Origin of the sequence: Sulfurovum sp. XGS-02 (assembly GCF_023213175.1) — a bacterium.
Taxonomy (GTDB): Bacteria; Campylobacterota; Campylobacteria; order Campylobacterales; family Sulfurovaceae; genus Sulfurovum.
This window is the reverse complement of sequence record NZ_CP093312.1, coordinates 1,783,477-1,797,510: the sequence shown is the minus strand read 5'-3', so window position 1 is coordinate 1,797,510 and position 14,034 is coordinate 1,783,477. Positions and strand designations below refer to the sequence as shown.

Sequence of the window (14,034 nt, the reverse complement as noted above, 5' to 3'; positions counted from 1 at the left end):
ATTTTATCTTTCCTTTTGATTTAGTTTCTTTTTTAAAATGATCTTTCCTGCTTCCACTCCGGGCTGGTCATAGGTATTGACATCGATAAGCTCTCCTACAAGTGAAGTAAGCAGTTCATAGTAGTAGAGAAGTGAACCTATGGTATGCTCATTCACTTCTGGAAGTATAATAGTATCAATAGGAATGTCATCCTGTGCTTCCAGTGACTCCATGACTGAATCGCACTGCATATTGATGAGTGTGGAAAAAGGCAGATTATTGAGTGTATCGAGACTTTCCAGGTGGGGAAGTGTGATATCCGGGATAGTGATATTGTCATGAAAATCTTCGATCTTGATGAATGTGACCGATTTGTCCCTGGTCCCTTCCATGATAAGCTGCAGAAATGAATGCTGGTCTTCCGGACCGATAAGACCGATAGGCGTAAGACCTACATGAAATGCACTGTGGCGCTGGTGTTTCCCCAAGCTCTCCCCCCAGAGTTGTACATACCACTCACAAAAATATTTGAGTGTTTCAGAATAGGCGAAAATGCAGTTGATATTGTATTGGGTATGATTTTTTGCATAAAAGGCGGCTTTTTTCAACAGTGTATCTTTAAGGTATCCATCATGAAAGAAGCTCTCTTTGACCTCCTTTGCACCATTGAGCAGGGCTTGTATCTCTATACCGCATAAGGCCAGAGGAACAAGCCCTACGGTTGAGAGTACAGAGAACCTTCCTCCTACGTTATGAGGGAGATGAAGGACAGTAGCGTCGATCTCTTCGGCATACTTTTCAAGCGGTGAGTCGGGATCCGTGATAAACGTATAGGCCGAAGGATCACTTTGAAGCGAATAGATGTACTTATAGATAGAGAAGGTCTCTACCGTTGTCCCTGATTTGGAGATCACAAGAAAATGGGTTTTTGCAAGGTCTATCTTTGAAAGCAGAGTAGTGATATTGATAGGGTCAGTACTCTCAAAAAAATAAAGTTTTCGTGTAAGCCCATTGAGAGGTTTCAGAAATTCATACACGGCTTTGGCACCTAAAGAACTCCCACCGATCCCAATGACCGCGATCGTATCAACCGTATCAGGAACCGAGTCACAGTATTTTACTATAGGCGTTATATCTTGATCTGGGAGTGCATAATAGCCAATATTCTGCTGCTCTTTTTCAATCGCCTTAAACGCCTTCTTCTGGGTTTTCTCATCTTGGTACGTAAAAGAGAGTTTGTTGATCACAATAGGCTCTTTGCTTGTTTGATCAGGGCATTGACTTTGGTTTCATACTCTTCTGCCAGTGCTTCATCCGTGGACTCGAAGCGTGTGACAAGTACAGGTGTGGTGTTACTCGCTCTCACCAGTCCCCAACCCTTTTCAAAGTTGATGCGTACACCGTCTACATCGATGATGCTGAGAATTTTGGGAAAATCTTCAGGTGGATTGGCAAGAAGCTCTTTGACTTTGTCTATGATCGCAAACTTCTCTTTTTCTGTGGTCTCCACTTTTATCTCTTCTGTGGAAAAGACAGTAGGAAGTGCATCGATCTCTTTATCCAGATCAATACCGTCATAAATGAGCTCCAGCATTCTAAGGGTCGCATAGATAGCATCATCATACCCGAAATAGCGGTTCTTAAAGAAGATATGTCCACTGACTTCACAGGCAAGATCTGCATTGGTCTCTTTCATCTTTACCTTTAAGTTGGAGTGACCTGTTTTATACATGATGGCTTTTGCACCGCGGCGTTCAAGCTCATCGTACATGACCTGAGAGCATTTGACCTCTCCTATGACCGTAGGGTTCTGCATCTTCATCGCATAGAGCAGGGCCATTTGGTCCCCTTTGATGTTGTACTTATGTGTGAGCACAGCGATACGGTCAGCATCTCCATCATAGGCAAAAGCGATATCTCCCTCTTTTTCTAGAGCAGCTTTGATATCTGTAAGGTTCTTTTCTACAGAGGGATCGGGATGGTGGTTTGGGAAGGTTCCATCCGGTTCAAGGTAGAGGCCTGTGTAGTGAAAGTTCAAAGCATCAAAAATATCGGTAATGACGGTGTCTGCAACGCCATTACCCGCATCTATGACAATTTTTTGAGGAAAGTTTTTCAGATGGGAAAACTCTTTGACCATAAAGTTGACGTAAGGGGTAATGACATCTATTTCTGTTTTTTCAGTATGGTCTTCTATGATGAGTTCTTGATGGGCCAGGATCTCATCCCTTAAGGCATAAATGGCTTCTCCGAAAAAAGGTGTTTGGTCGACAGTGATCTTAAAACCGTTATATTCACTGGGATTGTGTGAACCGGTGATCATAACGGAAGCATCGGTAGTGATACCGTCAAAATCGATGTAGTTGCTATAGTAGTTGACAGGAGTAGCGACCATTCCCATATCCAATACTTTACATCCGGCAGCATTGAGTCCGGAAGTCAGATAATCTCTCAGAATGGGAGAGTGGGAACGGGCATCATACCCTATAGCAACGACTTTGTCTCCACCGATTTTTTGGCCGAGGTAATAGCCGATCAGTTTGACAGATGTTTCATTCAGCTCTTTTTCGAAGATCCCACGGATATCATACTCTCTGAATATGCTTTTTTCTATCGTATCTGTCATTCTGTTTTTCCCCTGGTATCCGGTTTGGCCTGTGCATGAAAGTATAGCACTAAAAACTAAGTTTCATCCCACCATAAAAGCTGTTATTGAACGTTTGATCGTAGGTATCATACTCTGTATCTATATTACGATAGCCTGCGAACAGATGCACATTCGTAATGACCTCCATATCTGCCTCTACTCGAAACTCCGTATAGCTTTCACCGTCACTCAATGTAAGTATAGAAGGCGCATAAGCCACACTAGTTGCCACTGAAGTGGTAGGGACACTGTAGTTGAATGGAAGTGTATATTTTGCTTTTGCAAAGAAAGGAATAGCGATAAAGTCATCGGCAAACACAGATTTCAGGCCTAATCCGAGTGCAAGCCCTTCGACCCCCTGGAAAGAACTTTCCGCACTGACACCCAGTGTCGCCAGGTTGTCACCATCCGTATGAAGGTAAGAAGCATCCAGTGTATATGAGGTGCTGTCCGAATAGTAGGTTAAAGCATTCAGATCGATAGAAGCACTTACTTCCAGATCTTCATTATTGATATTGAGCCCTATATTGCTTTGGGCGTGGAGTAGCCCAAGGGCTAAAAGTGAAGTGATACAGAGTTTTTTTACGTACATGGCAAACCTTTGATATTTATGCATATAATAGTATCATAACTTTCTTGACAGATACTAATCTACCGGTCGATAATTTTTTTCTTTTTTTCGTTTTTCCTGTTTGATCTTCTCTTTATAGGCTTTTTTCTTCTCTTCCATCATAGCAGCATCCTTGAGGTCCTCCTCATTGTCGTGACGGACCGCATCAATAAATTTGCTGTGATCGTCAAATTGTCCTGTTCTTACCGCCCAGATCAAAGCCAGTAAGCCTATGGCACCTAAAAGTGTAGAGATACCTATCATAAGAATGACTATATTTTCTGACATTATCTATCCTTTCTTCTTGTATAAAAGCAAAGCTTCTATGCAATTCATCTCACTAAAGATTCGCCCTTGGCTCATTTCTTTTCCTTGAATTTTAAACGTTTGATACGCATAGAGTTACCGACTACAACCAGTGAGCTTAAACTCATGGAGAGTGCTGCGACAAGCGGATTGACAAATCCCATGACAGCTAGCGGAACAGCCACAACATTATACAACAAAGAGAAACCAAGATTTTCTTTGACCGCGCCAAAGGTTCTTTGTGAGAGTCTATATGATTCGTAAATACTTTCAGGTTTTTCATCTAAAAGCACTATGTCACTGACAGAGATAGCCACATCTGCACCATTTCCCATCGCGATTGAGATGTCTGAAGAGGCAAGGGCTATGGCATCATTAATTCCGTCTCCGGCCATTACAACAACATGTCCCTCTTGATGAAATCTATCTATCAGGGCAGCTTTGTCCTGAGGAAGAAGTTTTGCATGGACCTCTGCTATCCCTACCTCTTTTGCCACCTTCTGGGCACTTTGCTCATGATCCCCTGTAAGCATGACCACTCTGACCCCCAGATCTTGAATTTTCTTGATAACCTTGGCCGCACCTTCTCTGATGGTATCGCTCAGTTCAAAGCGTGCAATAAGCCTGCCGTCTATCATAAAGAAGAAGAGGGCATTTTGCGAATCTGTATTCACATCGGGCTTTGAAGCCTGCATTAGTTCTGCATTGCCTCCAAGCAGTGATTGTCCTTTGTATCTGGCCTTGATCCCTTTGGCTTCGACAGTTGTGATCTCTTCAAGTGTGAGTGGTGCAAATGTTTCATGCTTTTCTTCAAGGTAGGCTTTGATCCCTTTAGAGATGGGATGGTTGGAGGTACTGACAAGTGCATAGAGCAAAGAGGGATCAAATGCTTCAAGATAGTCAGACTTTACAACAGAGGGTTTGCCTTCGGTGATCGTACCGGTTTTGTCCAAGGCAAGTATATCACTTTTAGCCATCGTTTCTAAAAAAGAGGCTTCTTTAAAAAGTATACCTCGTTTTGCTGCCACACTGATACCCACAAGAGTCGCCATAGGTGTAGCCAGCCCCAACGCGCATGGGCAGGCGATCACGATCACAGATATACCTACGATAAGTGCCTGTTCAAAGCTCTCTACCCAAAAGTACCACCCAGCAAAAGTAAGCAGGGCAATGATGAGAATGATCGTTGAAAAGTATCCGGACACAGAGTTGGCAAGCTGTTCAATACGGGGTTTTTTCGTGATGGAATCCTCAAGAAGATTGACGATTGAGGTCAACATAGAGTTCGAAGCATCTTTGGTCGCACTGTAGTGTACAACCGAGTCTAAACACACGGAACCACTCAAGATCGTGTCATCTTTCTTTTTATAGATCGGTTCACTTTCACCTGTGAGAGAACTCTCATCAAAAGAGCCTTGTCCCCAGGTGACTTCACCATCTATGACCACTTTTTCTCCGGGCTTCAGTTCTATAATGTCTCCCACGATGATGTTTTCAATACTCACCAAGGATTTTACCCCATCTTTCAGCGTAGTCACTTCGGTGGGTGTACTTCCCATAAGCGTGTCCAAGGTATCAACGGCATGCTTTTTACTCAGTACTTCAAGGTATTTCCCTACCAGTACAAAGGTGATGATCATCACCACTGAGTCAAAATAGACCTCCCCGCTTTGAGTGATCATGGCGTAGATGGAGTAGATGTAGGCAGAGAGTGCACCTGAAGCGACCAGGGTGTCCATATTGACGATATTATTCTTATAGCCATAGTAGGCACCTCTGAAAAAGATCCATCCGGAGTAAAAGAGTACAGGTGTGGCCAACAGGAATTCAGCTACATTAAGAATGTCTTTAAACGATTGCTGGATACCGCCAAAGTATCCGGCATAGTGTGCAACAGCCAGCCACATAATGTTCATCGCACCAAATACTGCCACTAAAATACGAGTATAATAGGTTTTTCGTGTACTTATAGCACGTTCCTCTTGAAGCTTCGGGTCATAAGGGTAGGCATTATAACCGATAGAACGTATCGTTTCTATGATCTTAGAGAGCTGGATGACCTCAGGGTCCCAGATAACCTTGGCTTTGTTATTGGTATAGTTGATGCTTGTCTCTATGACCCCATCGGTTTTATGGAGTACCTTTTCGTTGAGCCATACACACGCAGAACAGTGGATACCTTCGATAATGAGGTTGATTTCACACAGCCCATCCTCATGGGTTGTGATGTACTTGTTTCTAAATCCTTCCAAGTCAAACTTTTCCAGATCTTCGTTGCTTTGTATGGCAGGTTGAAGTTTGGTATCGCCTAACTTGTCATAAAAGGTATCGAGCCCTTCAGCATTTAAGAGATGGTAGACACCCTGGCAGCCTTTACAACAGAAAAAAAGTTGATTTTCATTTTGCTGTTCAGCGATCATCACCTCTTCAGGAAACGTGAGATTACAGTGGGTGCATGCTATGTCTGCCAATGATACTTCCTTGATTGATGGTAATATGCAGTTCTTTGTCCACATTACGAGAAGTATATATTTTATCTAAATAAGGGTAAAATCTTCTATGGAAAATGCACTTTTATTTACGATGATCCTTCTTTTTGCAGAACTTTTTGAAGCATATATTCAGCGTGCCCAGACGCTTTTGGGTGTTTTGGCAAAACTCTATGCCTATTATCGGAAAAGCATTTTTTGGTTTTTTCTCATCCAACCAGGATTTTACTTTATACTTTTTGTCGTCGTCCTTACAGGTATATTGAATGTCACTATGATCTTTCTTCTGGCCATTAAAATCTTTGATCTATTTTATAAAATAGAACTCATTAAAAAAGTCTTTATCGAGCGTAAAGTATCACCTGAGATAGCACAAATGTTGGAGTGGAAAATACCTTCAATGTTTTTTTTGATGGGAGCATTCTTATACCCCCCGTTACTATATTATGCCCTAACATAAAATAGATGTGACCAGTTAGAGAGTCAGATACTAAATCTGACATAGAGTCCCTGCAGTCTATGAAGCCTGCCCATGAGGCACGCACTTTAATCATAATTTCAGCCAAAAAGGATTATAATGCGGTTACTACACGTAGCATATCGTATGGCTAACGTACAATCTCCATAATGCATATTCAAACAAGAGGAAATATGAGCGATAATAAAAAATCTTCTAACGGCAATGCTGCTAGCAGGAAAAACAGAACACACGTACCGGTAGAGGGTTATAAAATAGAAAATCTTCAACAGCTTCCACTGACAGAACTTGTAACGATAGCAAAAGAAGTCAAAGTTGAAAACCCTAATGAATTTCAAAGAAAAGATCTTATTTTCGAAATCCTTAAATCACAAGTGAGCCAGGGAGGGTTTATCCTCTACACGGGTATTCTTGAAGTGATGAATGATGGTTTTGGTTTTTTACGTTCAATAGATGGAAACTTTGCCAACTCGAGTAATGATACCTACGTAAGCGGTACACAGATCAAACGATTTGCACTGAGAAATGGTGATATCGTGACAGGCCAGGTACGTTCCCCTAAAGACCAAGAGAAGTATTATGCACTGCTTAAAATCGAAGCGATCAACTACTTGGCTCCGGAGAAGTCAAAACAGAGACCTCTTTTTGAAAACCTTACACCATTGTATGCCAGTGAACAACTCAAACTCGAGTATAACCCTATGAAAATGACAGGACGTGTACTGGATCTCTTTACCCCTATAGGAAAAGGACAAAGAGCATTGATCGTTGCTCCTCCAAGAACAGGTAAAACGGAACTTTTAAAAGAGCTTGCGCATGGTATTACACACAACAATCCCGATGCTTCACTGATGGTACTTCTTGTGGATGAAAGACCTGAAGAGGTTACAGATATGCAGCGTTCAGTGAAGGGTGAAGTGTATGCTTCGACATTTGACCTCCCCGCACAAAATCATGTAAGAACTGCCGAAATGGTGATAGAAAAAGCCAAAAGACGTGTAGAGATGGGGAAAGATGTCATCATTCTGCTTGACTCTATCACAAGACTCGCACGTGCCTACAATACTGTAACACCAAGTTCAGGTAAAGTACTTTCCGGTGGTGTGGATGCCAATGCACTGCATAAACCAAAACGTTTCTTTGGTGCAGCAAGAAACATAGAAGAGGGTGGTTCTCTGACCATTATTGCAACAGCGCTTATCGAGACAGGAAGCCGTATGGATGAAGTGATCTTTGAAGAGTTCAAAGGTACAGGTAACTCCGAAGTGGTTCTCAGCCGTCATGTTTCTGAAAGACGTATCTACCCTGCGATCGATGTAACCAAGTCGGGAACAAGAAAAGAAGAGTTAATGATGTCGCCGGAGACACAGCAAAAAGTATGGGCATTGAGAAATGCAATGCAGAACATGGAAGAGGTCGAAGGGCTTAAATTCCTCTTCTCTAAAATGATGAAGACCAAAACAAACGAAGAGTTCCTTTCTCTGATGAACGAAGGTGCATAATAGGGGACATATAGTATGAAAATAGGTGTTTTTGATTCCGGTTTGGGTGGCTTGACCGTTGTTCAGGCTATGACCCAAGTGATCAAAGGTGCCCAGATCTTTTATGTGGCAGACACCAAAAATGCCCCTTATGGTGAAAAGACCCCAGAACAAATACTACAATACTCACTAAATATTACCAACTATCTGATTAACACCCACCAGATCGATGCATTGATATTAGCATGTAATACTGCCACCTCTTCTGCGATCAAACATTTGCGTGAAATGTACCCTTCACTGATCATCATAGGTACAGAACCAGGTATCAAACCGGCTATAGAACAGACTAAAACAGGGAAAATAGGGGTTCTGGCAACACCGGCCACACTTCAGGGAGATAAGTATAAGACATTGTCACAAACGCTTGCTTCACAAAAAAGCGTTGCCATATTTGAACAGGCATGTCCCGGTTTGGTCGAACAGATAGAAAAAGGCGAACTGGAGAGTGAGGTGACACAAGGCCTACTTGAAACATGGCTTGCCCCTATGCGTGAGAATAATGTAGATACGATCGTACTTGGGTGTACACACTACCCTCTTGTGGGTCAGAGTATAGAAAAGATCATGGACTGTAATGTAAGTCTTATCCATACAGGTGAAGCGATATCCAGACATTTACTTACACTGGGTACCCAAAAAGGACATCTCAATGAGGGAGATTTACATGTGCATATCCATACGACAGGTGAGATCCAGATCGAAGTGGTAGAGAGTATCATTGAGAACTATGTCCATATACATGTTATAGAAGTGGATAATCATTAAGATCCTCGATTTCACCTTCTACACTGCTACATAACTGTACATTAGATAAAGTTATTTTCATATATATTTTTAATAAAAAACACCTACTATAAACTTATCTATGCTAGAATACATCCATACGGTTTTACTGTATGTAAAAAGCCTAATTTGTTGTGAAGCAAGTTATGGAACTCAGAAACGTTATATCTGAGTTTGCCAGACCACCAATTTGAGGATAAAAGATGAAAAATTTGTTAGAAAGCTTTGCAATATTGCTTGTTGGACTTTTGTCTATAGGTATCGTATATTTAATTGTACAGTACAATATGATCGATGACCAGAATTTCGTAGATCCGTTAGATAAGAGTGCCTATGAAATGCCGACTGATGCGGAACTAGAAGAAGCTGATGATCTTGATCTTGATGATGAAGATGAGGATCTTGATCTAGAGGAGTAAGTGTAGATAGAGTGAAAGTAGGAGTTACTTTAGAGTAGTCCTACCGCTTCTCTCACTTTAGACATTTTGGCATTTGCGATTGCTTTGGCTTTCTTAGCCCCTTGTGCCAAGATATCATTGACTTCATCCATATGGTTGAGGTAATACTCTCGTTTTTCTCTGGCTTCACCCAACTCTTCCCAGATCAACTCTTTAAGATATTTTTTGAAATGCCCATACCCCTCTTTACCGCTTTTATAACGTGCTTGGAGTTCAAGTTTCTGCTCATCATCTAAAAAGAGCGAGGCTAGTGCATAGATATTGTCCCCCTCATATTCCAACGGTTCACCTAACGGTGTGGAGGATGAGATGATCTTATTACATCTTTTTTGCAGCGGTTTTTCATCCATAAAAAGGTCTATGGCATTGCCGTAACTTTTACTCATCTTTTGCCCGTCTATACCAGGGATCGTTGCAACATCTTCTTGTACAAGGTGCTCTGGAAGTGTAAAGATCTCACCATACTCATTGTTGAATTTTATCGCGATGTCTCTTGTCATCTCAACGTGTTGGATCTGGTCTTTACCTACAGGTACTTTTTCAGTATCCAAGATAAGAATATCAGCTGCCATCAGTACAGGGTAAGAGAAGAGAGCATGACTTGCAGGGATGCCTTTGGCAACCTTGTCTTTGTAGGAGTGGGCACGCTCCAGTAGTCCCATAGACGTAAATTTAGAGAGTATCCAGTAAAGTTCAAGTACTTCAGACATGTCACTTTGTACCCAAAATGTTGTTTTCTCCGGGTCGATGCCAATAGAAAGATAATCAACCGCAGCTTCTATCGTGTTCTGTTTCAGTGTGGCTGCATCTTTTGAACTGGTCAGTGAGTGGTAGTTGGCGATAAAAGTAAAAAGTTCATGCTCTTCTTGAAGCTCAACCATAGGCTTCATCGCTCCAAAATAGTTTCCTAAATGAAGTTTTCCTGAAGCTTGTATTCCTGTAAGTACACGCATATATCATCCTAAAATAAATTTAGGAGATTATAGCGAAGTGTTAGTAAAAAAAACTACTCATCGTCATCGAAACGCTCACCGCGTCTACGTGCAACAATGTCTAAAGGTACTCCTTCAAAGTCAAACTTGCTTCGAAGGAAATTTGCCAGGTAGCGTTTGTAAGAGAAGTGTATAAATTCAGGTCTGTTACTGATAAGAGCGATCTTAGGCGGTTTGGTCTCATACTGTGTGGCAAACTTGATATTCACTACCGCACCGTTATGTGTCGGTACATGGTGTCTTCTGATGGCTTCGCGTATCGTATCGTTAAGTTCAGAAGTCGGGATACGTCGGGTATATCGTTGATAGATCTCTGTGACTTTGTCAAGTATCTTGTTGACACGCAATCCTGTTTTTGCGGAGATGGTGATCAGCGGTGCATAGTGCAGGAACTTCAGTTCATCACGTATCTCTTCAACCACTTCTTCATAGGTTTTCTCTTCATGGATATCCCATTTATTCACAACGATCAGGCAAGCCAGTTTGTATTTCTCTATCAGTCCTGCAACCCTTTCATCAAGCTCTGTCACACCTACGGTAGCATCGAGTACAAGTAGAACCAGGTTTGCTTTTTCCAGCATTTCTTCTGTACGTGTAAGTGCATACTTTTCAATACCTACGATTTTACTTCTTCTTCTGATCCCCGCCGTATCAACGAAGGTGATCTTATAGTCATTATGCTCTATGGTTTCATCGATCGGATCAATCGTGGTTCCTGCTACATCAGAAACGACTGAACGTTCTTGACCCAACAGTGCATTAAGGAGTGAACTTTTCCCTGTATTAACACGACCGATGATAGCCACTTTGATCTCGTTATCGATCTCCTCTTTGGTACTATTGATGTCACGGACGATCTCATCAAAAGGATCAATTTCCGTATCTTCGGTCAATTCAAGTCCTGCAGGCTCCTCTTCACGAGGTGGTATCAACTCTTCAAGCCATGCATAGAAGTCATTAAAATAACGGTTATGGCTGACTGACATAGGAAACGTTGCCTCTGCACCAAACTCCAAAAATTCCCAGTAACGCTCTTCTTCTTTGTCATTGTCAATCTTGTTCACGACAAGCGCAAGCGGCTTACCCAGTGCCTGAAGTTTGTAAAAGAGTTCTCTGTCCTCTTCAGATGGTAATGTCTTTCCATCCACCATATAGATGATGATATCTGCCATCTTGGCAGCTTTCATTGAAAAATCGGCGACTTTAGAGAAAAGTTCGGAAGAGTAGTCTATTCCTCCTGTATCGATCACTTCGAAGTCACGGTTTTCCGAAATTGTCACGATACGTTTTTTGATATCTCTTGTGGTTCCAGAGACATCAGCAGTGATGGCATCTCTTTGTCTTGCCAAACGGTTGAAGAGTGAACTCTTTCCCACATTTGGTCTTCCTAGTATTGCTACTTTTTTAAGTTCTTGCATAAATAAAATTCTTTCTTTTAGAGGTTCCCTATTAATTATTAGAATTATAACATATTTTTATCAGGCATCTGTTCCACATAGATAGAGCGTGAAGGGAAGGCAAAACTTGCTCCGTTTTCCTCAACAATCTTCATGATCTTCAGATGGATATCTTCACGTATATTCAAGTAGCGTTCCCAGTTGGAAGTGTTGGTAAATGTATAGATGAAAATATTGAGTGAAGAGTCCCCAAAAGATTCAAAATTGACAAGTAACGTCTCTTTTTGGGAGATCTTCTCATGGTTATGCAACAACTCTCTGATCTCTTTTACGATGGCATTCACCTGATCTCTGCTCGTACCGTATGTTAGTCCTATCTGCATTTTGATCCTACGGACGCCTCTACGGGAAAAGTTCTCTATAGGCGAATTTGATACGATCTGGTTAGGTACCGTGATGAGTGATTTATCAAATGAACGTATTTTGGTCGTACGCATGCCTATATCCTCAACCGTACCTTCCACGCCTCCTACTTTGATCCATTCGCCGATGCGTATAGATTTATCTGCAAGTAGGGCAAAAGATCCGAACATATTGGATGCGGTATCTTTTGCAGCAAGTGCGAAAGCAAGACCTCCAAGCCCCAAAGAAGCAACGAGCGCAGTCACATTGATCCCCCATACCTGAAGCATGGCTCCCAAACCTAAAGCACCAACAAGGATCTTGGCTATTTTGAGTATGAAATTTCCCATCTCTTTGGCAAGGTCGGGGTTAAATTTCTCTGTGGCATGGTGAAACGCACTGCGTAAAGACTCCATCACAGCAATAATGGCCCAGAACAGCGTGTAGACAATCAATGTATTGAGAATATTTTTAATGAATTCAGTCTCTTTGAAGATCAGTAGGAAGAAGAGGTGTGCACCGATAAGTATAAAAGCAAAACGTATAGGTCCTTTGAGTGCAGAGATCACTTTGTCATCATAATAGGTGTCTGTGACTTTGGCAATTCTTTGCAGGGTACCTATAATGATCAGTGTGAAGAGTTTTCGAAAAAGTAAAAAGAGTAAAAAGACCGCTATGGCAGCAAAAAGATTTGCCAAAGGGATATCAAAAAAGGTATGGGTCAAAAGAGGAAATCTCTCATAGACAGGTACGAGCAGTGTCTGTATCGTCCCATCAAGGTTCATTGAGAGGTCATCTATGACATTGAGGGGTTGTGTGGTGTTGAGCTCGGTCGTATTTACTTCAGTTGTTGGCATCGTTTGTTGTCCTCCACTTTTTATACACATAATTATAATAGAATTTGGTATAAATTGAGATAGAAAAGGATCGATGTGTTAAGAAGAATGTTTATATTGAGCGGTCTGTTTTTACTTTTAGGAAGTTTCGCTTCGGCTAAGGTGACACAATTGGACTATAAAGCAACCTTTGGGATATTCGGTACTGTAGGGACCATAAAAAACAGACTTACGGAAAATGCTGAGACTTATGAGATCGATACAAAAGTGACCCTGGCCGGATTGGCGAAAGTACTGATGGGCGGACAGACTGAACATTATGTCTCTAAAGGGCATATCAAAGATGGACTCATGGTCAGTGATTTTTATCAGATGACAAGCAAGAAGAGAAATAAAAAGGTCATTAAAGAGTATCATATTGATCATCAGAAGAAGTCTGTCAGAAAAAGAGTGAGAAAATGGCGGAAAGAGAAATTGGTGGAAGACCGTACCGAAACCCTCAAATTTTATGCCGAAGATGACCTCTTGACACTCTATTTCAACCTGGGGCATGCTGTGAAGCAGAAACAGAAAGGAAAAACATATCTCTTTAAATCAGTAGGACTTGAAAAACAGAAGGGTGAAGTCAAGATCACTGTACCTGACGATGTTCAAGTGGTTGATTACAAAAAAGATCTAGGTCAGGACGGAAAGATCTATGCCAAGGCGTTCATCCATCAAAAAAATTTCAGAAAGAAAAAAGGGGATATCCTGCTCTCTGTTGCACAAGACGGATTTATCAATAGATCGGTGATCAAAGATATACTATTCTATGGCGATGCAAAGCTCACAAGGATCAAATAGCTTTTGCATGCAGCACAAAGTCGATCACTTTTTTGTCTGACATTTCACAGGGTTTCAGCATCCCGTCTTTCAGTGTAGGGTAGTAGTTCCCGCTGACGATGTCATTACCACCCAACTCTTCAGCGTAGACTTTGAGAAGTTTGCCACCCAACAATGTCTCTTTTCTTAACAGATATCGTTTGCCAAGGTACCGTACATCATTGGCACCATTGGGAAGGGCCAGGAGGTTTGTATAAAATTCTGTATCATTCATAAAGGTATTATGCTAC

The 14,034-nt window shown here is 41.6% G+C and carries 14 protein-coding genes; 5 read left to right on the top strand and 9 right to left on the bottom strand.

Annotated elements, in window-relative coordinates; genetic code table 11:
* Positions 1–3 precede the first annotated feature (3 nt).
* From MN086_RS08870 to MN086_RS08850, 5 genes are all read right to left on the bottom strand, one after another.
* The gene (locus MN086_RS08870; protein ID WP_248575652.1) at positions 4–1,227 is read right to left on the bottom strand and encodes a glucose-6-phosphate isomerase; all 1,224 of its coding nucleotides are present in this window, start codon (positions 1,225–1,227) and stop codon (positions 4–6) included.
* A complete protein-coding gene (locus MN086_RS08865; protein ID WP_248575651.1) occupies positions 1,224–2,606 on the bottom strand; it encodes a phosphomannomutase/phosphoglucomutase in 1,383 nt (460 codons plus the stop codon). Before MN086_RS08865 ends, MN086_RS08870 begins: the two co-directional genes overlap by 4 nt.
* Positions 2,607–2,655: 49 nt before the next feature.
* Positions 2,656–3,219 carry a YfaZ family outer membrane protein gene (locus tag MN086_RS08860; protein WP_248575650.1) on the bottom strand — a complete coding sequence of 188 codons (564 nt, stop codon included), beginning with the start codon at positions 3,217–3,219 and terminating at the stop codon, positions 2,656–2,658.
* 54 nt (positions 3,220–3,273) lie between these two features.
* Positions 3,274–3,525: a cbb3-type cytochrome oxidase assembly protein CcoS gene (ccoS, locus tag MN086_RS08855; RefSeq protein ID WP_248575649.1), complete on the bottom strand. Its 252-nt coding sequence runs from the start codon at positions 3,523–3,525 to the stop codon at positions 3,274–3,276.
* Positions 3,526–3,596: 71 nt separating this feature from the next.
* Positions 3,597–6,014 (bottom strand): heavy metal translocating P-type ATPase, encoded by a 2,418-nt coding sequence (locus tag MN086_RS08850; protein ID WP_248575648.1) that lies wholly within the window; start codon positions 6,012–6,014, stop codon positions 3,597–3,599.
* An 88-nt stretch (positions 6,015–6,102) separates the two neighbouring features.
* Here MN086_RS08850 and MN086_RS08845 point away from each other — a divergent pair, with 88 nt between their 5' ends.
* The 4 genes from MN086_RS08845 (at position 6,103) to MN086_RS08830 (ending at position 9,256) form a co-directional block, all read left to right on the top strand.
* Positions 6,103–6,492, top strand: coding sequence for a hypothetical protein (locus tag MN086_RS08845; RefSeq protein WP_248575647.1), 390 nt, complete (start codon positions 6,103–6,105; stop codon positions 6,490–6,492).
* Positions 6,493–6,683: 191 nt separating this feature from the next.
* Positions 6,684–8,012 carry a transcription termination factor Rho gene (gene rho / locus MN086_RS08840; protein ID WP_248577096.1) on the top strand — a complete coding sequence of 443 codons (1,329 nt, stop codon included), beginning with the start codon at positions 6,684–6,686 and terminating at the stop codon, positions 8,010–8,012.
* Between the two features lie 15 nt (positions 8,013–8,027).
* On the top strand, positions 8,028–8,819 hold the full coding sequence (gene murI, locus MN086_RS08835; RefSeq protein WP_248575646.1) for a glutamate racemase: 792 nt from the start codon (positions 8,028–8,030) through the stop codon (positions 8,817–8,819).
* Positions 8,820–9,040: 221 nt separating this feature from the next.
* Positions 9,041–9,256 (top strand): hypothetical protein, encoded by a 216-nt coding sequence (locus tag MN086_RS08830; protein ID WP_248575645.1) that lies wholly within the window; start codon positions 9,041–9,043, stop codon positions 9,254–9,256.
* Positions 9,257–9,285: 29 nt separating this feature from the next.
* Here the strand turns inward: MN086_RS08830 and trpS are convergent, their stop codons facing one another.
* The 3 genes from trpS to MN086_RS08815 are packed head-to-tail and all read right to left on the bottom strand — an operon-like array spanning position 9,286 to position 12,943.
* Positions 9,286–10,248 (bottom strand): tryptophan--tRNA ligase, encoded by a 963-nt coding sequence (trpS, locus tag MN086_RS08825; RefSeq protein ID WP_248575644.1) that lies wholly within the window; start codon positions 10,246–10,248, stop codon positions 9,286–9,288.
* A gap of 53 nt (positions 10,249–10,301) precedes the next feature.
* The gene (gene der / locus MN086_RS08820) at positions 10,302–11,705 is read right to left on the bottom strand and encodes a ribosome biogenesis GTPase Der (protein WP_248575643.1); all 1,404 of its coding nucleotides are present in this window, start codon (positions 11,703–11,705) and stop codon (positions 10,302–10,304) included.
* Positions 11,706–11,749: 44 nt separating this feature from the next.
* Complete coding sequence (locus MN086_RS08815) at positions 11,750–12,943, bottom strand: mechanosensitive ion channel family protein (RefSeq protein WP_248575642.1); 1,194 nt, start codon at positions 12,941–12,943, stop codon at positions 11,750–11,752.
* A gap of 75 nt (positions 12,944–13,018) precedes the next feature.
* On the opposite strand from MN086_RS08815, the gene MN086_RS08810 reads away from it, so the two are divergent.
* Positions 13,019–13,765 (top strand): DUF3108 domain-containing protein, encoded by a 747-nt coding sequence (locus MN086_RS08810; protein ID WP_248575641.1) that lies wholly within the window; start codon positions 13,019–13,021, stop codon positions 13,763–13,765.
* Here MN086_RS08810 and MN086_RS08805 read toward each other — a convergent pair.
* Positions 13,758–14,018 carry a hypothetical protein gene (locus MN086_RS08805; protein WP_248575640.1) on the bottom strand — a complete coding sequence of 87 codons (261 nt, stop codon included), beginning with the start codon at positions 14,016–14,018 and terminating at the stop codon, positions 13,758–13,760. The genes MN086_RS08810 and MN086_RS08805 overlap by 8 nt on opposite strands.
* Positions 14,019–14,034 lie beyond the last annotated feature (16 nt).